General features: G+C 64.8%; 20 protein-coding genes. 10 read left to right on the forward strand and 10 right to left on the reverse strand.

Annotated elements, in window-relative coordinates:
* Nucleotides 1-54: 54 nt before the first annotated feature.
* On the forward strand, nt 55-747 hold the full coding sequence (locus QA649_RS32140) for an aldolase (RefSeq protein WP_283020724.1): 693 nt from the start codon (nt 55-57) through the stop codon (nt 745-747).
* A 339-nt stretch (nt 748-1,086) separates the two neighbouring features.
* Nucleotides 1,087-1,482: a hypothetical protein gene (locus QA649_RS32145; RefSeq protein ID WP_283020725.1), complete on the forward strand. Its 396-nt coding sequence runs from the start codon at nt 1,087-1,089 to the stop codon at nt 1,480-1,482.
* Nucleotides 1,483-1,498: 16 nt separating this feature from the next.
* Here QA649_RS32145 and QA649_RS32150 read toward each other — a convergent pair whose 3' ends face one another.
* The 6 genes from QA649_RS32150 to QA649_RS32175 all read right to left on the reverse strand — a co-directional run bounded on the left by QA649_RS32150 (nt 1,499) and on the right by QA649_RS32175 (nt 6,959).
* Nucleotides 1,499-2,203 carry an ABC transporter ATP-binding protein gene (locus QA649_RS32150; protein ID WP_283020726.1) on the reverse strand — a complete coding sequence of 235 codons (705 nt, stop codon included), beginning with the start codon at nt 2,201-2,203 and terminating at the stop codon, nt 1,499-1,501.
* Nucleotides 2,187-2,918, reverse strand: coding sequence for an ABC transporter ATP-binding protein (locus QA649_RS32155; RefSeq protein WP_283020727.1), 732 nt, complete (start codon nt 2,916-2,918; stop codon nt 2,187-2,189). Before QA649_RS32155 ends, QA649_RS32150 begins: the two co-directional genes overlap by 17 nt.
* Entirely contained in the window at nt 2,915-3,895 is a 981-nt protein-coding gene (locus QA649_RS32160) for a branched-chain amino acid ABC transporter permease (RefSeq protein ID WP_018648088.1), read from the reverse strand. Before QA649_RS32160 ends, QA649_RS32155 begins: the two co-directional genes overlap by 4 nt.
* Complete coding sequence (locus QA649_RS32165) at nt 3,895-4,728, reverse strand: branched-chain amino acid ABC transporter permease (RefSeq protein WP_244635555.1); 834 nt, start codon at nt 4,726-4,728, stop codon at nt 3,895-3,897. Before QA649_RS32165 ends, QA649_RS32160 begins: the two co-directional genes overlap by 1 nt.
* A 78-nt stretch (nt 4,729-4,806) precedes the next feature.
* Nucleotides 4,807-6,051, reverse strand: a complete 1,245-nt coding sequence (locus tag QA649_RS32170) for an ABC transporter substrate-binding protein (RefSeq protein WP_283020728.1) — start codon at nt 6,049-6,051, stop codon at nt 4,807-4,809.
* Nucleotides 6,052-6,143: 92 nt separating this feature from the next.
* A complete protein-coding gene (locus tag QA649_RS32175; RefSeq protein ID WP_283020729.1) occupies nt 6,144-6,959 on the reverse strand; it encodes a putative hydro-lyase in 816 nt (271 codons plus the stop codon).
* Between the two features lie 120 nt (nt 6,960-7,079).
* Here QA649_RS32175 and QA649_RS32180 point away from each other — a divergent pair, with 120 nt between their 5' ends.
* The 5 genes from QA649_RS32180 (at nt 7,080) to QA649_RS32200 (ending at nt 12,184) form a co-directional block, all read left to right on the forward strand.
* On the forward strand, nt 7,080-7,997 hold the full coding sequence (locus QA649_RS32180) for a LysR family transcriptional regulator (protein WP_283020730.1): 918 nt from the start codon (nt 7,080-7,082) through the stop codon (nt 7,995-7,997).
* Nucleotides 7,998-8,115: 118 nt separating this feature from the next.
* Nucleotides 8,116-9,366 carry a Zn-dependent hydrolase gene (locus QA649_RS32185; protein WP_283020731.1) on the forward strand — a complete coding sequence of 417 codons (1,251 nt, stop codon included), beginning with the start codon at nt 8,116-8,118 and terminating at the stop codon, nt 9,364-9,366.
* A gap of 12 nt (nt 9,367-9,378) precedes the next feature.
* Nucleotides 9,379-10,290 carry an NAD(P)-dependent oxidoreductase gene (locus tag QA649_RS32190; RefSeq protein ID WP_283020732.1) on the forward strand — a complete coding sequence of 304 codons (912 nt, stop codon included), beginning with the start codon at nt 9,379-9,381 and terminating at the stop codon, nt 10,288-10,290.
* Between the two features lie 11 nt (nt 10,291-10,301).
* Nucleotides 10,302-11,375 carry a malate/lactate/ureidoglycolate dehydrogenase gene (locus QA649_RS32195; protein WP_283020733.1) on the forward strand — a complete coding sequence of 358 codons (1,074 nt, stop codon included), beginning with the start codon at nt 10,302-10,304 and terminating at the stop codon, nt 11,373-11,375.
* Between the two features lie 167 nt (nt 11,376-11,542).
* The gene (locus QA649_RS32200) at nt 11,543-12,184 is read left to right on the forward strand and encodes a suppressor of fused domain protein (RefSeq protein WP_283020734.1); all 642 of its coding nucleotides are present in this window, start codon (nt 11,543-11,545) and stop codon (nt 12,182-12,184) included.
* Between the two features lie 178 nt (nt 12,185-12,362).
* On the opposite strand, the gene QA649_RS32205 is transcribed toward QA649_RS32200, so the two are convergent.
* Nucleotides 12,363-13,436, reverse strand: a complete 1,074-nt coding sequence (locus QA649_RS32205) for a tartrate dehydrogenase (protein ID WP_283020735.1) — start codon at nt 13,434-13,436, stop codon at nt 12,363-12,365.
* Nucleotides 13,437-13,593: 157 nt separating this feature from the next.
* Here QA649_RS32205 and QA649_RS32210 point away from each other — a divergent pair, with 157 nt between their 5' ends.
* Together QA649_RS32210 and QA649_RS32215 are read left to right on the forward strand one after the other, a co-directional pair.
* Complete coding sequence (locus QA649_RS32210) at nt 13,594-14,370, forward strand: SDR family oxidoreductase (RefSeq protein WP_283020736.1); 777 nt, start codon at nt 13,594-13,596, stop codon at nt 14,368-14,370.
* 120 nt (nt 14,371-14,490) lie between these two features.
* Nucleotides 14,491-15,900, forward strand: a complete 1,410-nt coding sequence (locus QA649_RS32215) for an amidase family protein (RefSeq protein ID WP_283020737.1) — start codon at nt 14,491-14,493, stop codon at nt 15,898-15,900.
* Nucleotides 15,901-16,013: 113 nt separating this feature from the next.
* On the opposite strand, the gene QA649_RS32220 is transcribed toward QA649_RS32215, so the two are convergent.
* The 3 genes from QA649_RS32220 to QA649_RS32230 all read right to left on the reverse strand — a co-directional run bounded on the left by QA649_RS32220 (nt 16,014) and on the right by QA649_RS32230 (nt 18,645).
* Complete coding sequence (locus tag QA649_RS32220) at nt 16,014-16,226, reverse strand: hypothetical protein (RefSeq protein WP_283020738.1); 213 nt, start codon at nt 16,224-16,226, stop codon at nt 16,014-16,016.
* A gap of 122 nt (nt 16,227-16,348) precedes the next feature.
* Nucleotides 16,349-17,458 (reverse strand): amino acid ABC transporter permease, encoded by a 1,110-nt coding sequence (locus tag QA649_RS32225; RefSeq protein ID WP_283020739.1) that lies wholly within the window; start codon nt 17,456-17,458, stop codon nt 16,349-16,351.
* 2 nt (nt 17,459-17,460) lie between these two features.
* Nucleotides 17,461-18,645 carry an ABC transporter permease subunit gene (locus QA649_RS32230; RefSeq protein ID WP_283020740.1) on the reverse strand — a complete coding sequence of 395 codons (1,185 nt, stop codon included), beginning with the start codon at nt 18,643-18,645 and terminating at the stop codon, nt 17,461-17,463.
* 87 nt (nt 18,646-18,732) lie between these two features.
* Here QA649_RS32230 and QA649_RS32235 point away from each other — a divergent pair, with 87 nt between their 5' ends.
* Nucleotides 18,733-19,605, forward strand: a complete 873-nt coding sequence (locus QA649_RS32235) for a MurR/RpiR family transcriptional regulator (RefSeq protein WP_283020741.1) — start codon at nt 18,733-18,735, stop codon at nt 19,603-19,605.

The raw sequence follows: 19,605 nt of genomic DNA on the forward strand, positions 1-19,605 counted from the left end.
TGGCAACCGAATAACACGGCTTGGCCGCGCTGCCAAAGCGTGAGACAAGCGGGCATGACGGCCATGAGAACTGAAACGAGCAACGAGACACGGCTGCGTGAGGATATCTGCCGCTTCGGACGCTCCCTGTTCGAGCGCGGGCTGACGCCGGGATCCTCCGGCAATATCAGCGTCAGGCTGGACGGCGGCGGCTGGCTGGTGACGCCGACCAACGCCTCGCTCGGCTTCCTCGATCCCGCAAAGCTGTCGCGGCTGGACGAAACCGGCCGGCTGGTTTCGGGCGATGCCCCGACCAAGGAAGTTCCGCTGCACACGGCGCTCTACGACACGCGCGGCAGTGCCCGTGCGATCGTCCATCTGCACTCCACCCATTCGGTCGCGCTCTCGATGCTGCCCGAGATCGACCCGCGCGCCGCGCTGCCGCCGATGACAGCCTATTACCTGATGAAGTGCGGCGCCACCGCGCTCGTGCCCTATTACCGTCCGGGCGACCCCGCGGTGGCGGACGCGATCAAGCGCCTGGCGGGGAAGTATTCATCCGTGCTGCTCGCCAATCACGGCCCTGTCGTCGCCGGCGACACGCTGGAGGCCGCGGTGTTCGCCACGGAAGAGTTGGAGGAGACGGCGAGGCTCTACCTGCTGCTGCGCGGGCTGAACCCGCGGTATCTGTCGCCGGAGCAGGTGAAGGATCTGGTGAAGGTGTTCGGGGTGACGTTGCCGGAGCACGGGCACGAGCACGGACATTAGCCGCATACTCCGCCGTCATCCTGAGGTGCGAGCCTTGCGATGCAAACGCATCGCAAGGTGAAGCCTCGAAGGATGGGCTACAAGCGCTCGCGGCCCATCCTTCGAGGCGCGCGAAGAGCGCGCACCTCAGGATGACGGCAGAGATTGCGGAACGAGACGATCGTAGCCCGGATGAGCGGAGCGATATGCGGGACCAGCGGCCCGGATATCGCTTTGCTCATCCGGGCTACGACACCGTCTGACACTGCCGGAATTGATTTGCATCAGCGGGATCGCGGGCACATGATCCCCCTGCAATTGACTGAAGGAGTTGTTTCATCGATCGCCAGGAGAATTGTCATGGATTTCAAAGTATCCTGCGCCCTCCTCTCTGCCGCCTGCTTTATTGTCTTGCCACTTTCCGCGAACGCCCAGACGTCCGCGCGTGTCCCCGATCTCAAGGTCGAGGTCAACTGCAAGGCAACTCAGGAAATCGACAAGTCGCTGACCGAGCCGCAGTCCTACGAGGCCTGCATGAACGACGAGCAAACCGCGCAGCAACAGCTCGGGTCCATCTGGACGACAACGCCGGAGACAATTCGTACCCAATGCTACACCGAGGCCACCGCCGGTGGCATCGAAAGCTATGTCGACCTGCTCTCTTGCATCCAGATGAATGGCTTCGGGCAACCCTCGGCACCCGCGTCGACGCTGCGCGGCGCAAGCAAGAACCGGAACAAGAAGCAATCGGGATAGGGATCGTAGCGAGCGGCTACAATCCGAGATACGCCTTCCTGACGTCCGGATTGCCCTTGATTTCCGCGGACGGGCCCTGCATCAGCACGCGGCCGGTCTGCAGGATGTAGGCGCGGTCGGCGATCTCGAGGCACTCGGCCATGCGCTGCTCGACGATCAGCACGGTCATGCCGGCGTCGCGGATGCGCTTCACCGCCTGGAAGATCTCGTCGACCAGCTTCGGCATGATTCCTTGCGAGGGCTCGTCCAGCATCAACAGCCGCGGGCGCGTCATCAGCGCGCGGCCGATCGCGAGCATCTGCTGCTCGCCGCCGGAGAGCGTCTCGGCGCGCTGTTCCAAACGTTCCTGGAGCCGCGGGAACAGCGTGAAGACGAGATCCAGCGGGCCTTCGCGATTCGCATCACCGCGGTAGAGGTAGCTGCCGAGGCGCAGATTGTCGCGCACCGATAGCCGCGGGAACAGACGGCGGTTCTCCGGCACATAGGCGATGCCTGTTGCGGTGATGAGATGCTGCGCCATGCCGTCGAGGCGCTTGCCGTCGAACGTCACCGTGCCCGAGCGCGGACGCTCGGCACCGGCGATGGATTTCAGCAGCGTCGACTTGCCCGCGCCATTGGCGCCGGCAACGCAGACGATCTCGCCCTTCTCGACATTGATCGAGATCGCGGAGATCGCAACCAGGCCCTGATAGGCGGTCGTGACTTCATGCACCGACAGCATGACGATCTCCCAGATATGCGCTGATCACCTTGGGATCGCGGACGACGTCGGAGGGCTTGCCCTCGGCCAGCACCTTGCCGAGGTCGAGCACGATGGCACGGTCGACCAGCGGCATCACGATTTCCATGACGTGTTCGACCATCAGCACGGTGACGCCGGTCTCGCGCACCTTGCGCACCAGCGCGACGCCGGTCTGCGCCTCGGTCGGCGTCAGGCCGGTGAGGACCTCGTCGAGCAGCAACAGCTTCGGTTCGGTCGCGAGCGCACGCGCGACTTCGAGGCGGCGCTTCTCGGCCGGCACGAGGTCGCTCGCGAGCACGTCGGCGCGCGCGGCCAGGCCAGTGAACTCCAGCACCTCATGCGCCTTGCGGCGGGCCTCGCGCATCACGGTGTTGCGCACCAGAGCGCCGACGATGACGTTGTCGATGACCGTCATGGTCTCGAAGCTCTTGACCACCTGGAAGGTGCGCCCGATTCCGCGCTGACAGCGCGCGGCCGCCGGCAGATTGGTGACATCCTCGCCGTCGAAGATGATCGAGCCCTGGGTTGGCGGCAACACGCCGGCGATCAGGTTGAACAGCGTCGACTTGCCGGCGCCGTTCGGGCCGATCAGGCCGACGATCTCGCCGCGGCCAACCGAGATCGAGACGTCGCTGTTGGCGATCAGGCCGCCGAAGCGCTGCCAGACGCCGCGGGTTTCCAGGAGCGCCGTCATCGCGTGGCCTCCTTGCGCCGGCGCGAGAACAGGCCGACCAGACCCTCCGGCCGCGCGAGTGCGATCAGGACGATCAGCGCGCCATAGACGATCAAGTCGACGCCGCGGCCGGAGCCGCCGATATAGGAGCGCGTCAGCTCGGTGATCGGGATCAGGATAACGGCGCCGAGCATCGGCCCCCACAGCGTGCCGATGCCGCCCAGCACTGCCGGCAACGCCATCAAGAGCGAGAACTGGAACCCCATGACGCTTCCGGGATCGATGTAGGAAACGAACTGCGCATAGAAGCTGCCGCCGACCGCGACCAGGAAGGCAGAGACCGCCGCCGCGCCCATCTTCGAGTTGAACACGACGACGCCGAGGCTCTCGGCCGCCTGCGGATTGTCCTTCACCGCGCGCCACCAATAGCCCCATTTGGAATCTTCCAGCCACCAGGTGACGAACCAGGCGACGCAGGCGAGCACCAGCGCGAAGTAGAAGTATGGCAGCTTCGAGCGCGTGAACTGGAATTTCAGCCAGCTGTCGCCGCGCACGGGAATGTCGATGCCGAGGGCCGCGCCCGCCCAATCCCAGTTCTGGATCAGCAGCAATCCGATCTCGGCGATCACGATGGTGGCGATCGCAAAGTAGTGGCCGCCGAGGCGGAAGCAGGGATAGCCCAGCGCCATCGCGATTGCGGCCGAGATCAGCCCGCCGGCGATCATGCCGAACCAGGGCAGCACGCCGAACTTCGTGAACAGCAGCGCGGTGGTGTAGGCACCGAGCCCGAAATACAGCGCGTGTCCGAGCGATATCTGTCCGCAATAGCCGGACAGGATGTTCCAGCTCTGCGACAACGCCGCGTACATCAGCGTCAGCACCATGATGTTCTGGACGTAGACGTCCTTGACGAACAGCGGCACGATCGCGGCGACGGCGGCGAGACCGGCGGCGGTGATGAGGTCGCGGCGGCGCCGCTCGACGAATTGCTTGTCCATCACATCGACCCGAACAGGCCACGCGGCCGAATGAACACGACGAGCAGATAGACCGCGTAGATGCCGACCGACTTCAACGATGGCGGCAGGATCAACGCGGTGGTGGCTTCGACCAGGCCGACGACGATACCGCCGGCAAAGGCGCCGAACACGCTGCCGAAGCCGCCGAGCGCCACCGTGACATAGGCGATCAGCGCAAAGGACGCGCCGACGTCGGGATAGATGTAGAAGAAGGTCGCCATGATGGCGCCGGCAAGCCCGACCAGCGCACCGCCGAGGCCCCAGCCGAGCGCGAACACGCGGTTCTTGTCGATGCCGACGAGGGCCACCGCACCGGGATCCTCGCGGGTCGCTTCCAGCGCGCGGCCGAAATCGGTGCGGTTGATGAAGAGGTAGAGCCCGCCGAACGCGGCGATCGCGACCAGCGCACCGAACAGCTGCGGCTGCGGCAGGAAGATCCCGGCGACCGATACCGTCTTGCCGCCGAGCCACGAGTTGGGGACGCTGCGATAGTCGGCCGTGAAGAACAGCTGCGCCAGACCGCGCATCACTATCGCGAGGCCGAAGGTCGCGAAGATCTGCACCATGCCGACATTGGCCTTGGCCCGCATCGCAAACCTCACGATCACGAGGTAGACCGCCGCCCCCAGAACGAACAGGGCGGCAGCGGCCAGCGGCGCCGACAGCAGCGGATCGATCGCGAAGAACGTGAACAGGAAGAACGTCACGTACATCGCCAGCATCAGGAATTCGCCATGGGCGAAGTTGACGACGTCCATCAGGCCAAAGATCAACGCCAGGCCGACGGCGATCAGTCCGTAGAGCAGCCCCATCAGCAGGCCGCTCGCAAGACTCTGGATAATCGTTTCAGCTGTCACGTCGCTTCGTCCCCCGCCCGCTGGTCTGATCGCTTACTTCATCGGCCAGATCGGCTCGGCCACCGCCGCCTGCGACGGGAAGATGGTGACGAATTTGCCGCCGACATATTGCAGCAGGACCGGATCGGCATCGTTGTTCTGGCCCATCTCGTCGAACTTGACGCGCTTCCAGGGCATGATGGTCTGCTCGCCGGGCATTTCCGTCGCGGCCAGCGCATCACGGATCTTCTCGCCGTCGGTCGATTTGGCGCGGTTGATGGCGTCCGCCATGATGATCATGGCCATGAACTGCCGCGACGTGTTGTCGTTGAGGTCCTTGCCCGACTTCGCCTTGAACAGATCGTTGATCTTGCCGACCATCGGCCGCTTGGCGGCGAGATCGAGCGAGAAGCTGCCGCGGGTGATCGCACCCTCGAGCTTGTCGCCAACGGCGTCGTAGAGAGCCTTTTCGGAGAAGCCGGCCGCCTGGGCCACGATCGCGTTCGGCTTGTAGCCGAGCTCGGCCATGGTCTTGACCAGCAGGATGCCGTCCGTGGTGTAGCTCGACGGCATCAGTACGTCGGCATTGGCAGCCTTGAGCTGCTGCACCTCAGCCGACAGCGACGGCGAGTTGGCGCGGTACTTGATGTCGGCGACGATCTTGTAGCCGCGCTCGGTCGCGAGCTTGGTCTGGGCGTTGGCGGAGTCGGTGCCGAAGATGGTGTCTTCGTGGAACAGCGCCAGCGTCTGGGCCTTGGCGCCCTTCTTCTTCATCGCATCGAGGAAGTCGAACATCCCGGCCGAGAACATCTCGTCATGCGGCGAGGCGCGGAAGTAATACTTCAGACCGCGGCGATGCAGGCTCGGGGAGGAGTTGTCCGCCGACATGAACGGAATCTGGTAGCGTTCGCAGATCTGGCTGATCGTGACTGCGACCGCGCTTTGGTAGGAACCGAGGATGGCGGAGACCTTCTCCTGCGTGATCAGGCGCTCGGCTTCGGCGCGCCCCTTTTGCGGGTCGCCCTGGGTGTCGGCATAGACGATACGGATCTTGGCGCCGCCGAGGCCCGGCAAGCCGACGCCCTTTGCCAGCGGAAGCTCGAAGTCCTGGTCGTTGTTGATGATGTCGATCGCGGTCTCGAACGCACGCTGCGCATCGACGCCCACCTGGGCACCGGAGCCCGACAGCGGATAGGTTGCGCCGATCACCACTTCAGAGGTTTGCGCGCGCGCAGCTAGCGGCAGCAGCGCAGCGGCGGCGGTGGCTCCGAGCAGAACGTCGCGGCGATTGATCGTCATTGGCAAAGTCCCCTGTTATCCGAATTTTGCGCGTATCGAATGAAGCGATTGGCAGATAGCGTAAAGCCTGAAGAAGCAGCAAACGCTGCCCATTAAATCACGGCCATGGTCCTGTTCTTCAGATCCGTCACCAGCATCAGGCCGGGCGAATGCGTGATCGCGAAGGGTACCTTCGCCGCGTTGATCACCGATTGCGGCGTCACGCCGCAGGCCCAGAATACCGGAATCTCGTCATCGGCGACAGGTACGGGGTCGCCGTAGTCGGGCTTGGCGATGTCCTTGATGCCGATCAGGTGCGGATGGCCGAGATGCACGGGCGCACCATGCACTGCGGGATAGCGCGAGGTGATCTGCACCGCGCGGATCGCATCGGCCGGCTTGAACGGGCGCATCGACACCACCATGGGGCCTGCGAACGGGCCGGCCTCACCGCAGGCGATGTTGGTACGGTACATCGGCACGCGCACGTTCTGCTCGATGTGGCGGATCGGCATACCCTCGTCGAGCAGTGCCTCCTCGAACGAGAACGAGCAGCCGAGCACGAAGGTCACGAGATCGTCGCGCCAGTAGCTCTTCACATCGGTCGGTTCGGCGACGACTTCGCCGTCGCGCCAGACGCGGTAGCGGGGAACATCGGTGCGGATGTCGAGATCGGCGCCCAGCGCCGGAATATGCGGACTGCCGACGTCGGACATGCCGATGATCGGGCACGGTTTCGGATTGAGCTGGCAGAAACGGTGAAAGGCGCTGGCATATTCGGCAGGCAGGATCGCCAGATTGCCCTGGACGAAGCCGGGGGCGATCCCGGCGGTCGATCCCACCTCGCCGGCGCGATAGGCGAGCCGCGCCTGGCGGCTCGGAAGGGCGTCAGGTGTTTCAGTTTGCTGCGCTGCCACCAAAACAGTCATGCGATTGACCTGCCTATAAACTCGACAAAGACAAGCCAACACCAAGCGTGCTATAAAGTCTAATCTTCCTTTCTAATCAATATCGATAAATCCAATTTATCGACTGGGAAAATCCTTCCAATGCTGGACTTCAGGTCGATCGAGACATTCCTCTGGGTTGTGAAGCTCGGCAGCTTTCGCGGCGCCGCCGCACGGCTCAACACCACCCAGCCGGCAATCTCCCAGCGCATCGCCCAGCTCGAGCGCGAGATGGGCGTGAAGCTCCTGAACCGCGATCATCGCGTCGCCTCGCCGACGCCGAGCGGCCGGCAGATGATGGTCTACGCGGAGAAGCTGATCGGCCTGCGCGCGCAGATGATGGCGGAGATCGGCGACCGCTCGGCGATGCGCGGCGTGATGCGGCTCGGCGTCGCCGAAACCATCGTGCACACCTGGCTGCCGCGCCTCGTGAAGAGCGTGAACGAGATCTATCCGAACCTGTCGCTCGAAATCGAGGTCGACATCACGCCGAACCTCACCGCGCGCCTGCTCGCGCAGGAGATCGAGCTCGCCTTCGTGGTCGGGCCGCTGTCGGCCTCCGGCGTGCATAACCGCGTGCTCGCCGACTACCCGATCGGTTTCCTCGCAAGCCCCTCGCTCGGACTCGGCAAGGGCCCGGTCACGCCGGCGGAGCTCGCGCGGTTTCCGATCATCACCTTCCCGCGCAAGACCAAGCCTTACGAGGTCGTGCGCGAGGTGTTCGACCGGCCGGAGCTGCCGCCGATCCGGCTGCATGCGTCCGCTTCGCTGGCGACCGTGATCCACATGGCGGTCGAGGGGCTCGGCATCGCCGTGATCCCCGATGCCATCGTCGAGAACGAACTCGCCGACGGCCGGTTGCAGCTGCTCGACACCGATCTTGCGATCGCACCGCTGACCTTCACCGCAAGCTGGCTCGCCTCACCCGACGTCGTCGCCGTGGAGCGCGTCGCCGAGCTTGCATGTCAGATTGCGCAGAGCAGCCTCGCGGTTGACGCGCCCGCGCTGGCGGGTCATTGAAAAAGTGCCGGATTTTCTACCGTCATTCCGGGGCTCGCGAAGCGAGAACCCGGAATCTCGAGATTCCGGGTTCGCCCTGCGGGCGCCCCGGAATGACAGCGACCAATGGATGAGACGCATGAGCCGAGCCGCCACCAACCTGCAAATCGATTCCGCCCGCCTCTGGGGCTCCATTCACGAGACCGCGCAGTTCGGCGCGACGGCCAAGGGCGGCGTGCGGCGGCTGACGCTGAGCGCCGAGGACAAGCAGGTGCGCGATTGGTTCCGCAAGGCCTGCGAGGACGCCGGCCTCGAGGTGCATGTCGACGCGCTCGGCTCGCAGTTCGGCCTGCGCAAGGGCCGCGATATGTCGAAGCTGCCCGTCGGCATCGGCTCGCATCTCGACACCCAGCCGACCGGCGGCAAGTATGACGGCATTTTGGGAACGCTCGGCGCGCTGGAAGTGATCCGCACGCTGAACGACGCCGGCATCGAGACCGAGGCGCCGATCTGCGTCGTCAACTGGACCAACGAGGAAGGCTCGCGCTTCGCGCCGGCGATGATGGCCTCCGCCGCCTATGTCGGCGATTTCACCACCGACGACATTTTGTCGCGCAAGGACATCGACGGCACGACCGTCGGCCAGGCGCTCGACAGCATCGGTTATCGCGGCGACAAGCCGATCGGCTTCCAGAAGCTCGGCTGCTTCGTCGAGCTGCATATCGAGCAGGGCCCGATTTTGGAGGCCGAGGGCAAGACCATCGGCGTGGTCGATTCCGGCCAGGGCGTGCTCTGGTACGACGGCAAGATCTCCGGCTTCGAGAGCCATGCGGGCTCGACCCCGATGCCGCTGCGGCGCGATGCGCTAGCAACGCTGTCGGAGATCGTGCTTGCGATGGAGGCGATTGCCAAGAAGCATGGGCCGAACGCGGTCGGCACCATCGGCGAAGCCGTGATCGCAAACCCCTCGCGCAACGTCATTCCCGGCGAGATCGCCTTCACCATGGACTGCCGCAGCGCGGATGGCGCCATCATGGATGCGCTCGACCGCGACCTGCGCGCCGCCATCGCCGAGATCGCCGCGCGCCGCAAGGTCGAGGTCAAGGTCGATCTCGTCTGGCGCAAGCCGCCGACACATTTTGATCCGAAGCTGATCGCGGCGGTCGAGAACGCGGCAAAGACGCTCGGCTATTCCTCCCGCCGCATCACCTCCGGCGCCGGCCACGACGCCTGCAACCTCAACACAATCATGCCGGCCGCGATGGTGTTCGTGCCCTGCAAGGACGGCATCAGCCACAACGAGCTGGAGGACGCCACCCAGCCCGACTGCACTGCTGGCACCAACGTGCTGATGCATACCGTGCTGGCGATTGCCGGCGTCGCATCCTGACCGGAGAGAGCCATGCGCGGAGTTTTCGTCGACGCCAACGAAGCCCTCGCCGTGATCATGGAGCGGCTGGAGAAGCCTGGCGACCCCGAGGTGCGGATCCACCGGGATCCCGACATCAAGCCCGAGCAATATCCCGAGATCCTTGACGGCGCCGAGATCGCGATCGTCGACCACACGACGCTGCCGACCGAGGTCGCGAAGAAGTGCACTGGTCTGAGGCACGTCGTGTTCCTCGGCACCGGCGCGCGCAGCTACATGAACCCGGAGGAGCTCGCCGAGCTCGGCATCTCCGTGCACCTCATCAAGGGCTATGGCGACACCGCCGTGGCGGAATCCGCGATCGCGCTGATGTGGGCCTCGGCCCGCGTCATCGCGATGATGGATCGCGAGATGCGCGCCGGCAGCTGGCTGCGCGAGGACGGCATGCAGCTCACCGGCAAGACGCTCGGCCTGATCGGCTTCGGCGGCATCGCCGCGGAGGTCGCGCGCATCGCCACAGGCAGCGGCATGAAGGTGATCGCCTGGAACCGCTCGCCGAAGAGCTATCCCGGCGTCGAATTCACCGATCTCGATACGGTGCTGGCCAAGAGCGACGTCGTGTCGCTGCACCTGCTGCTCAACGACGAGACGCGCGGCATGATCACCCGAGAGAGGATCTTTGCGATGAAGCCTGGCGTCATCCTCGTCAACACCGCCCGCGCCGCGATCGTCGACGAAGCCGCGATGATCGACGCGCTGAAGTCGGGCCATATCCGCCATGCCGGCCTCGACGTCTTCAACATCGAGCCGCTGCCGGCGGATCATCCGCTGACGAAGATTCCGAACGTGACGCTGTCGGCGCATTCCGCCTTCCGCACGCCGGAGGCCAGCGAGAACCTGATTGAAGCGGCGTGGGTTCACTGCCGCCGGATCGTGAAAGGATAAGAGCAGCAACAATGGCCGACTATCGCACCTTCAAGGCAGAGCCGCTCACCAACGCCATCCGCGCCATCGTCAAGGCGGGCGGCTCCTCGGATCGCGAGGCCGAGCTCGTCGCCACCAATCTCGTCGAGGCCAACCTTAGGGGACACGACTCGCACGGCGTCGGCATGATTCCACGCTATGTCCAGAGCGTCACCAATGGCGGCCTCGCCGTGAACGCGCACGTCAAGATCGTGCTCGACACGGGTCCCCTTCTCACGCTCGACGGCCTCACCGGCTACGGCCAGGTGATCGGCCATGAAGCGATGGAGCTGGCGGCCGAGCGCGCCAAGAGCAACGGCGTGTGCCTCGTCGGCCTTTCCAACTCGCACCATATCGGCCGCATCGGCCACTGGGCCGAGCAGTGCATCGACCACGGGCTGGTCTCGATCCACTTCGTCAACGTGATCTCGCGCCCGATCGTGGCGCCCTGGGGCGGCAGCGATGCCCGCCACGGCACCAATCCGTTCTGCGTCGGCATCCCGCGCAGGGGCAAGGACCCGATCGTGCTCGACTTCGCCACCAGCAGGATCGCGCAGGGCAAGACCCGCGTCGCCCACAACAAGGGCGTCGAACTCGAGCCCGGCACCATCATCGACAATGAAGGCAAGCCCACGGTCAACCCGCGCTACACTGTGATCCCGCCATACGGCGCGATCCTGCCGTTCGGCGAGCACAAGGGTTCGGGGCTCGCGCTCGTGTGCGAAATCCTCGGCGGCGCGCTCTCCGGCGGGCAGGTGGTCAAGGGCCCGTCCGATGGCAAGTACAACGTCCTCAACGGCATGCTCTCGATCGTCATCGACCCGGGCAAGCTCGGCACCGGCGAAAATCTCGCGCGCGAGGTCGAGAGTTTTGTTGCCTGGCACACCGGCTCGCCTCCCGGCCCCGGCGTCGACAAGGTACTGATCGCCGGCGAGCCCGAGCGCGAAACCAAGAGGAAGCGCCTCGCCGAAGGCATTTCGGTCGATCCGACCACCTGGCAGGAGATTCTCGAAGCCGGGAAGAAGTTCGGACTGGATCAGGCGGCGATCGAGAAGATCGCGGGCTAGTCGAGACCGAAGCGCATCGTCAGCGTCGTTCCGAGTTCATGGACGATTGCGCACGGGAGTGTGGACGACGGCGAAGGATCGCCATGGCGGAAGGGCGGATTTGAACCGGCTGGCGTCGTCTCGCGACAACGCGGATATCCCGGCACACATCCGCTCTCGAGGTTCACATGCTCTCCCGTCTCGCAAAGCTCATATCCGGCTCCGCGGAGCCATCACACGCAGCCGACCCCTACCGGCAACGGCTCGCCATCTATGAGAGCGAGCTTGGCGAGCCCGAGTACAGCTTCAAGGAAAGCGCGGAGCGCCGCATCGACATCCACGCCTTTGGCCGCGATTTCGTGCCGGTGTGCCAGGAGGGATCTGACGAAGGCTACGTGCTTCTGACCAACGGCATGAGCGAGCAACGGATGCCGGGGGTGCCTGGGGACGCAAAGCCGCGTGCCGAGCTGATGTGGTATGTCCGCGAACCGACAGAGGAGGTTTGCGCCAATCTGCGCTGGCTGGCCAATCTGCCGTTCATCGACACGACCTGGTTCGGCTTCGGCCATCGCGTCGCGCTGCCGTGGCCGCCGGTTGCAGGAACGGACTTCCAGACGTTCCTGTTTCTCACACCGATCATCGGCCCCGATAAGCAGATCGCCGAGGCGCTGGAGATCGCGGGCGATCCCGTGGAGATCCTGACCGTGAACCTGATCTCGCATCAGGAGCTCGGGCTCATCAAGACCAGGGGTCTCGACCCGTTTCTCGATCTGCTCGACGAGAACGATTATCCGCCGATCTTCGATCCGGCGCGGAAGTCTTATGTGTAGAATGCGCTTCTTCCCTTCTCCCCTTGTGGAGAAGGTGGCGCGAAGCGCCGGATGAGGGGTTCTCTCGGCGAACTACTTTGCAATTGATAGAGGCCTGTCTCCGCGGAGACAGACCCCTCACCCGTCTCGCCGCTGCGCGGCGAGCCACCCTCTCCCACAAGGAGAGAGGGTGAGACACTCAGTCCACCATATCCGCGACCGCCTTCCCGCAGGCCGTGGTGTCGGCGTTGCCGCCGAGATCCTTGGTGCGCAGCGTGCGTTCGGCGAGCGTCCGCTCGATCGCATCGACGATCGACTTGCCGGCTTCCTTCTCGCCGAGATGCTCGAGCATCATCGCGCCCGACCAGATCGCACCGATCGGGTTGGCAATGCCCTGCCCTGCGATGTCAGGCGCCGAGCCATGCACCGGCTCGAACACCGAGGGGAAATCGCCCTCGGGATTGATGTTGCCTGACGGCGCGATGCCGATCGTGCCGGTGCAGGCGGGGCCGAGATCGGACAGGATGTCACCGAACAAATTCGAGCCGACCACGACGTCGAACCAGTCCGGATGCAGCACGAAGTTCGCTGTCAGGATGTCGATGTGGTACTTGTCCCACTTCACGCCCGGGAACTTCTTGGCCATCGCCTCCACACGCTCGTCCCAATAGGGCATGGTGATGGAGATGCCGTTCGACTTTGTCGCCGAGGTCAGGTGCTTCTTCGGCCGCGACTGGGCGAGCTCGAAGGCGAACTTGAGAATGCGATCGACGCCGGTGCGGGTCATTACCGTCTGCTGGGTGACGAACTCGCGGTCGGTGTCCGGGAACATGCGGCCGCCGACCGAGGAATATTCGCCTTCGGTGTTCTCGCGCACCACCCAGAAATCGATATCGCCGGGCTTGCGGCCCGCCAGCGGCGACGGCACGCCGGGCATCAGCCGCACCGGACGCAAATTCACATACTGGTCGAACTCGCGGCGGAACTTGATCAGCGAGCCCCACAGCGAGACGTGATCGGGAATCTTGGCCGGCCAGCCGACCGCGCCGAAATAGATCGCGTCGTGCTTGCCGATCTTCTCCTTCCAGTCATCGGGCATCATCTGGCCGTGCTTCTCGTAATAATCGTAGGACGAGAAGTCGAAATGGTCGAAATGCACGGAGACTCCATGCTTCTTCGCGGCCGCCTCCAGAACGCGCAGGCCTTCCGGCATCACTTCCTTGCCGATGCCGTCGCCGGGAATGACCGCGATCCGGTATTGCTTCTTGCTCATCGAGAACGTCCTTGGTTGGTCCGGCAGCGCCGTCTTTTTTGACCGCACTGCAATGAACCAAAGTCGACGGCAGTGCAACGCTGCACTGCAATGTTGACCATGGCGCAGCCGGGCGCCTACTGATTTTATCCTGTTCCCATCCTCGCGAGTACTCCCCATGGATCTGCATCTGCGCGGCAAGCGCGTCCTGATCACCGGCGCGTCCAAGGGCATTGGGGCAGCCGCCGCCGAGGCGTTTGCCGAGGAAGGCGCGCATCTCCTGCTCGCCGCCCGCAGCGGCGACCAGCTCAAGGTGCTGGCAGATCGCTTGCGCTCCGCACACCAGATCGACGCCGCAACGAGCATTGTCGACCTGCGCAAGGAAGAGGACGTGGCGCGGCTTGCCAAGGAAGCAGCCGACATCGACGTCCTCGTCAACAACGCCGGCGACATCCCCGGCGGCTCGATCGACAAGATCGACGAGGCGACCTGGCGGCACGCCTGGGAATTGAAGGTGTTCGGCTACATCAACCTCACGCGGCATATCTACGCCCGGATGAAGGCGAAGGGCGGCGGCGTCATCGTCAACGACATCGGCGCGGCCGGCGAGAAATTCGACGCCAATTACATCTGCGGCAGCGCCGGCAATGCGGCGCTGATGGCCTTCACCCGCGCGCTCGGCGGCAAGAGCCTTGCCGACAACATCCGCGTGGTCGGCATCAATCCCGGTCCTGTCGGCACCGACCGCCACCTCACCCTGCTCAAGACGCGCGCAAAGCACCAGTTCGGCGACGAGAGCCGCTACAAGGAATTCCAGAAGAGCCTGCCGCTCGGCCGCCCCGCGCACGCGCGTGAGATCGGCGACCTCATGGCGTTCCTCGCCTCGGATCGCGCCGGCTATACCTCGGGCGTGATCTACACGGTTGACGGCGGCATCAGCGCAGGCTGGGGTTAGCCCTATCCTTCGACATTGCGAGCGCAGCGAAGCAATCCAGGAATTTATCCGCGGGTAGCAGTCTGGATTGCTTCGCTACGCTCGCAATGACGAACTAAAATAAGCACAGGAGTAAGATAGTTGTCTCAAGACCTGATCCGCGAAACCGCCAGCACCCTCGTCGACAAGCTGCGCTCCGGAGACGTCTCGCCGCTCGAGCTGCTGGATGTGCTGGAGAAGCGCATCGGTGAGGTCGACGGCAAGGTGAACGCGCTGCCGATCCTGTGCTTCGATCGCGCGCGGACCAATGCGAAAGCCATGATGCAGAAACCGGCCGGTGCGCGCGGACTGCTCGCAGGCCTGCCGGTGCCGATCAAGGACCTGACCGACGTCGCGGGCGTGCTGAACACGCAGGGCTCCCCGATCTTCAAGGACAACATTCCCGCGAAGTCCGACCTCATGGTCGAGAATCTCGAAGCCAACGGCGCGGTGGTCTACGCCAAATCCAACACGCCGGAGTTCGGCGCCGGCGCCAACACCTTCAACGAGGTGTTTGGCGCGACGCTCAATCCCTGGGATACGACGAAATCGGCAGCGGGCTCGTCCGGCGGCGCGGCCGTGGCGCTCGCGACCGGCATGGCTTGGCTGGCGCAAGGTTCCGACATGGGCGGCTCCTTGCGCAGCCCGGCGGCATTCTGCGGCGTCGTCGGCATGCGGCCGAGCATCGGCCGCGTCGCGCATACCCCCAAATCGGGCATCGATCGCAATCTCGGCGTGGTCGGCCCGATGGCGCGCAACGTCGAGGATCTCGCGCTGCTGCTGGATGCCATGAGCGGCGACTATGCGGACGATCCGCTGTCGCTGCCCGCCCCCACAACCTCGTTCCTGTCGGCGGCCCAGGCGGGCAAGAGACCGAAGCGCATCGCCTACTCGCCCGATCTCGGCATCACCCCTGTTGATCCCGAAGTGAAGGCGATCACGCGGAAGGCCGCCGATCGTTTCGCGGAAGCCGGCGCCATCGTCGAGGAGGCCCATCCGGACTGGCGCGAGGCGCATGAATGCTTCCACGTGCTGCGCGCCTTCGATTTCGCGATCACCAAGGCCAATCTGCTGCGCACCAAGCGCGACCTGCTCAAGCCCGAGGTGATCTGGAATATCGAGGAGGGCCTCAAGCTCACGGTCGAGCAGCTCGCGCGCGCCGAGGCGCAGCGCGTCGGCATGACCGCCCGCGCGGTCGAGTTCTTCAAGAGCTATGATCTGTTGCTGACACCGACGACGATCGTGCCGCCCTTCCCGATCGAAAACCGCTACGTCGCCGAATGCGCCGGCAAAAGGTTCGAGAACTACATCGAATGGCTCGGCATAGTCTACGCCATCACGCTCGCCTGCTGCCCGTCGCTGTCGCTGCCGTGCGGCTTCACGGCGTCGGGCCTGCCGGTCGGCGTGCAGGTCGTCGGCGCCCCGCGCGCCGATGCGCAGGTGATTGCCGGCGCGAAGGTGCTGGAAGACATTCTGGGCCTGCGCGGGACGACGCCGATCGATCCCAAGTGAAGGCATAGAGCGGAGCCGCACCGGCGAGGGCATCACGCCTTCGCCGGTGCCGGCATTTCCGCCGTCAATGATCTTTGCGTGGTCGCCAGAGTCTCGGCGCCCTGGGTCAGCTCTTAGTCATTCACCTTCGGGCCGCCGTGGTACTGATGCGCATCGTAGCCCGCGTCCTCCGCCATGGCCGCGGAGCTCATGGAGCCCGGGTGCACCTGCGACATCCCGGCAGCGGTTTCAGAAGCGACATATGGATGGTGCACCACCTCGCGGGCTGAGGCGGCAGAGCAAAGCGCGACCACAACGGCCGACGCGGCGAGAACAGATTTGATCATGATTCGACGTGCCTCTTGTTGACTGCCACCAGCAAAGAACAGGTGGATCCCGCGACGTAGGATTCCCAGTCGAAATCCCGTGTCGCGTTGTAGGCACGACATAAAGAGTTCGTGTTCCCGGATTACCGCGAGGCGGTGCTTGCCTCAAGACTTCGGCTGTAGCGCGACATCGCGAAGCAAAAGACGAAGTAGATCGCGGCCACGAAGATGTAGACCTCGACCGAAAACTGCTGCCAGGCAGGATCGATGATCGCGGTCTTGGCTGTCGTCAGCAGGTCGAAGATGCCGATGATCAGGACGAGACTGGTGTCCTTGAAGAAGGCGATGAAGGTGTTGACCAGCGGCGGGATGACATGGCGGATCGCCTGCGGCAGGACGATCAGCCGATGCTTGCGCCAGTAGGACAGTCCCAGCGCGTCGGCCGCTTCATACTGTCCGCGTGGCACGGCCTGGAGGCCGCCGCGGATGACCTCGGCAAGATAGGCACCGGCGAACAGGATGATCGCGATCTGGGCGCGCAGCAGTTTGTCGATGTTGAAGCCGCTGGGCATGAACAGCGGAAACATCACGCTCGCCATGAACAGCAGGCTGACCAGCGGCACGCCGCGGATCAGCTCGACATAGAGCACGCTGAGTGAGCGGATCGCCGGCAGCTTCGAGCGCCGGCCGAGCGCGACAAGGATGCCGAGCGGGAAGCCGAAGGCAAGACCGAACGTCGCCAGGATCAGCGTCACGGGAAGGCCGCCCCAGCGGTCCTGCGAGACGAAGGACAGGCCGAACACGCCGCCCCACATCAGCACGCTGATCAGCGCCAGTGCGCCGATCCAGAGATAGACAAGCTCGCGCCGCCACAGCGCGCGGCGGGTCGAGAGATAGTACAGCGCGATGAACAGCAGCACTGCCAGCGCCGGTCGCCACTGCTCGTCGAAAGGATAGGTGCCGAACAGGATGAAGCGGTATTTCTCGGGAATGATGGCCCAGCAGGCTCCGAGACCGCGCGCCGCCTTGCAGGCACTGGAATCGTTGGCCGGTGTCAACCAGACCGCGTTGGCGATGCCCCATTGCAAGAAGCTGAAGATGCCCTTGGCGAGGATCGCCAGCAGCACGATCGTGAGGATACCGTTCGGGATCGACGAGAACAGATTCTTGCGCAACCAGCGCAGCACCGGATTGCCGATCTGCGGCCGGCGGGCGGCGCGGGGTGCATCGGGCATGTCGGTGATCGCAGTCATGCTCAGCGCTCCACCAGCGCGATGCGCGCGTTGTACCAGTTCATGAAGAAGCTGATGGAAAGGCTGATGGTCAGGAACACCGCCATGATCAGCGCGATGGCCTCGATCGCCTGCCCGGTCTGGTTCAGCGTGGTGTTGGCGACCGAGACCACGTCCTGGTAACCGATCGCGACCGCCAGCGAGGAATTCTTGGTCAGGTTGAGATACTGGCTCGTCATCGGCGGCACGATCACGCGCAGCGCCTGCGGCAGGATGATCTGCCGCAGCATGAAGCTGCGGCGCAGGCCGAGCGCATTGGCGGCATCCCACTGGCCACGCGGCACCGACTGAATGCCGCTACGGACGATCTCGGCGATGAAGGCCGAGGTGTACGTCACGAGCGCGATCAGCAGCGCAAAATATTCCGGGGCGAGCGTCAGCCCGCCGACGAAGTTGAAGCCGCGCAGCTGCGGCCACTCGATCGTCCAGGATACGCCGAGCACCAGCGAGACGGCCGCCGGCAGCGCGACGATGAGACCGAGCGCAAAGGGCCAGGCCGGTCGCGGCTTGCCGTCGCGCATCTGCTGGGCGATCAGCCGTCGCCGGATGATATAGAACACAGCCAGACCCAGCACCGCCGCGCCGAGCACCCAGAGCTGTGGCGGCCCGAACGGGATCGCCGGCAGGATCAGGCCGCGATTGGAGAGGAACACGCCCTCGACGGGCCGCCACGCTGCGCGCGCGGCGGGCAGCGCCTGCATCAGGACGTACCAGAACAGCAGCTGGAGCAGCAGCGGGATGTCGCGGAGCGTTTCGACATAGACCGCGGCGAGCCGCGACAGCAGCCAGTTGGCCGACAGCCGGGAGACGCCGATCAGCGTGCCGAGGACGGTCGCGAGCACGATGCCGATCACCGCGACACGCAGCGTGTTGGCGATGCCGACGACGAAGGCCCAGAGATACGTATCCCTCGGATTGTAGGCAAGCAGGCTGTCGGCAATCGGCATGCCGGCCTCGCGGCCGAGGAAGGCGAAGCCGGTGGTGATGCGGCGGGCCGACAGGTTGGTGACTGTGTTGGACCAGAGGAAGGCGATCACTCCGACCGCGATCCCGACCACCAGCACCTGCCAGAACAGGCCCTTCAATTCGTTGCGCCCGAGCGCGAAGAAGCGGCGGCGCGGCGGCGGTCTGGGATGATCGGCGGTCACAGCACAAAAATCCTTCTCAAATGCAGCGATTTCCGGCGGCGCACGTCAACTGTTGCACCAAACCTCGTTTCATGCAACAAATGTTTCATGGCCGAGCCCGCGAAATCCTCGCCCCTGAGCGAACTGCGCATCGCATTGCCATCGCTCCCCCTGCGCCTGCAGGAGGTCGGCCGCTTCGTCGCCGCCAATGATTACGACGCCACCACCCGTTCGATGCGCGATCTCGCTGCCGAAGCCGGCGCCGACCCTGCCGCGTTCACGCGGCTCGCCAAGGCGATCGGCTATTCAGGCTGGGACGAGCTGCGCGCCGCACTGACGGAAGCGCGGCGGCCCTCGCAGACCTCGCCCTTCTCCGGCCGGGCGAAGAGCCGCCGCCACGGCCCCAACGCCGATGTCGCGCTCGTCATCGACAAGCTCGAAGCCGAGGCCGCCGGCCTTCCACGCATTCCGGCGCACCCGATTGCAGAAGCCGCACGCGCGCTGCACGAGGCGAAGCGGATCTGGATCGCAGGCTATCGGAGCTGCCGCAGCGTGGCGGAGCTGTTGAACTACGAGCTGCGGCTGTTCCGCCCCGAGCAGGTGCAGCTCATCGGCGCATCCGGCCCCGACGATCTCGATCTCGGCGCGTTCCGTCCCGGCGAAGCCGTCATCGTCGTCGGCTTCCTGCCTTACACGCATGCGAGCGTCCGCGTCGCGCAGGCCGCTCATCGCAGCGGCGCAACGCTGATCGCGATTGCGGACAGCCTCTCGGCACCAATGGCCGAGGGCGCCGACCACGTGCTGCTGTTCGAGGCGGCGTCGTCGCCCGGCTTTTTCCCCAGTCTTACGGGCGCGATCGCGATCGCGCAGTCGCTCGCGGCGGTGACGTTCTCGCTTGGCGGCGTCGCCGCGAAGAAGCGTCTGGAAAATACCGAGGCTCGGCTTGCCGCGGCCTCCACCTACGTCTCGGAGAAAGGTTGA

It is taken from the genome of Bradyrhizobium sp. CB1717 (genome assembly GCF_029714325.1).
Classification (GTDB): domain Bacteria; phylum Pseudomonadota; class Alphaproteobacteria; order Rhizobiales; family Xanthobacteraceae; genus Bradyrhizobium.

Excerpts from the sequence above, each read along its gene's own strand:
- QA649_RS32150 (WP_283020726.1), bottom strand. The coding sequence starts at position 2,203 with ATGCTGTCGGTGCATGAAGTCACGACCGCCTATCAGGGCCTGGTTGCG.
- QA649_RS32225 (WP_283020739.1), bottom strand. The coding sequence starts at position 17,458 with ATGACTGCGATCACCGACATGCCCGATGCACCCCGCGCCGCCCGCCGG.
- QA649_RS32235 (WP_283020741.1), top strand. The coding sequence starts at position 18,733 with ATGGCCGAGCCCGCGAAATCCTCGCCCCTGAGCGAACTGCGCATCGCA.
- QA649_RS32190 (WP_283020732.1), top strand. The coding sequence starts at position 9,379 with ATGCGCGGAGTTTTCGTCGACGCCAACGAAGCCCTCGCCGTGATCATG.
- QA649_RS32210 (WP_283020736.1), top strand. The coding sequence starts at position 13,594 with ATGGATCTGCATCTGCGCGGCAAGCGCGTCCTGATCACCGGCGCGTCC.
- QA649_RS32160 (WP_018648088.1), bottom strand. The coding sequence starts at position 3,895 with ATGGACAAGCAATTCGTCGAGCGGCGCCGCCGCGACCTCATCACCGCC.
- QA649_RS32145 (WP_283020725.1), top strand. The coding sequence starts at position 1,087 with ATGGATTTCAAAGTATCCTGCGCCCTCCTCTCTGCCGCCTGCTTTATT.
- QA649_RS32205 (WP_283020735.1), bottom strand. The coding sequence starts at position 13,436 with ATGAGCAAGAAGCAATACCGGATCGCGGTCATTCCCGGCGACGGCATC.
- QA649_RS32200 (WP_283020734.1), top strand. The coding sequence starts at position 11,543 with ATGCTCTCCCGTCTCGCAAAGCTCATATCCGGCTCCGCGGAGCCATCA.
- QA649_RS32195 (WP_283020733.1), top strand. The coding sequence starts at position 10,302 with ATGGCCGACTATCGCACCTTCAAGGCAGAGCCGCTCACCAACGCCATC.
- QA649_RS32165 (WP_244635555.1), bottom strand. The coding sequence starts at position 4,728 with ATGGGGCTGCTCTACGGACTGATCGCCGTCGGCCTGGCGTTGATCTTT.
- QA649_RS32220 (WP_283020738.1), bottom strand. The coding sequence starts at position 16,226 with ATGATCAAATCTGTTCTCGCCGCGTCGGCCGTTGTGGTCGCGCTTTGC.
- QA649_RS32185 (WP_283020731.1), top strand. The coding sequence starts at position 8,116 with ATGAGCCGAGCCGCCACCAACCTGCAAATCGATTCCGCCCGCCTCTGG.
- QA649_RS32180 (WP_283020730.1), top strand. The coding sequence starts at position 7,080 with ATGCTGGACTTCAGGTCGATCGAGACATTCCTCTGGGTTGTGAAGCTC.
- QA649_RS32170 (WP_283020728.1), bottom strand. The coding sequence starts at position 6,051 with ATGACGATCAATCGCCGCGACGTTCTGCTCGGAGCCACCGCCGCCGCT.
- QA649_RS32175 (WP_283020729.1), bottom strand. The coding sequence starts at position 6,959 with ATGACTGTTTTGGTGGCAGCGCAGCAAACTGAAACACCTGACGCCCTT.
- QA649_RS32155 (WP_283020727.1), bottom strand. The coding sequence starts at position 2,918 with ATGACGGCGCTCCTGGAAACCCGCGGCGTCTGGCAGCGCTTCGGCGGC.
- QA649_RS32140 (WP_283020724.1), top strand. The coding sequence starts at position 55 with ATGACGGCCATGAGAACTGAAACGAGCAACGAGACACGGCTGCGTGAG.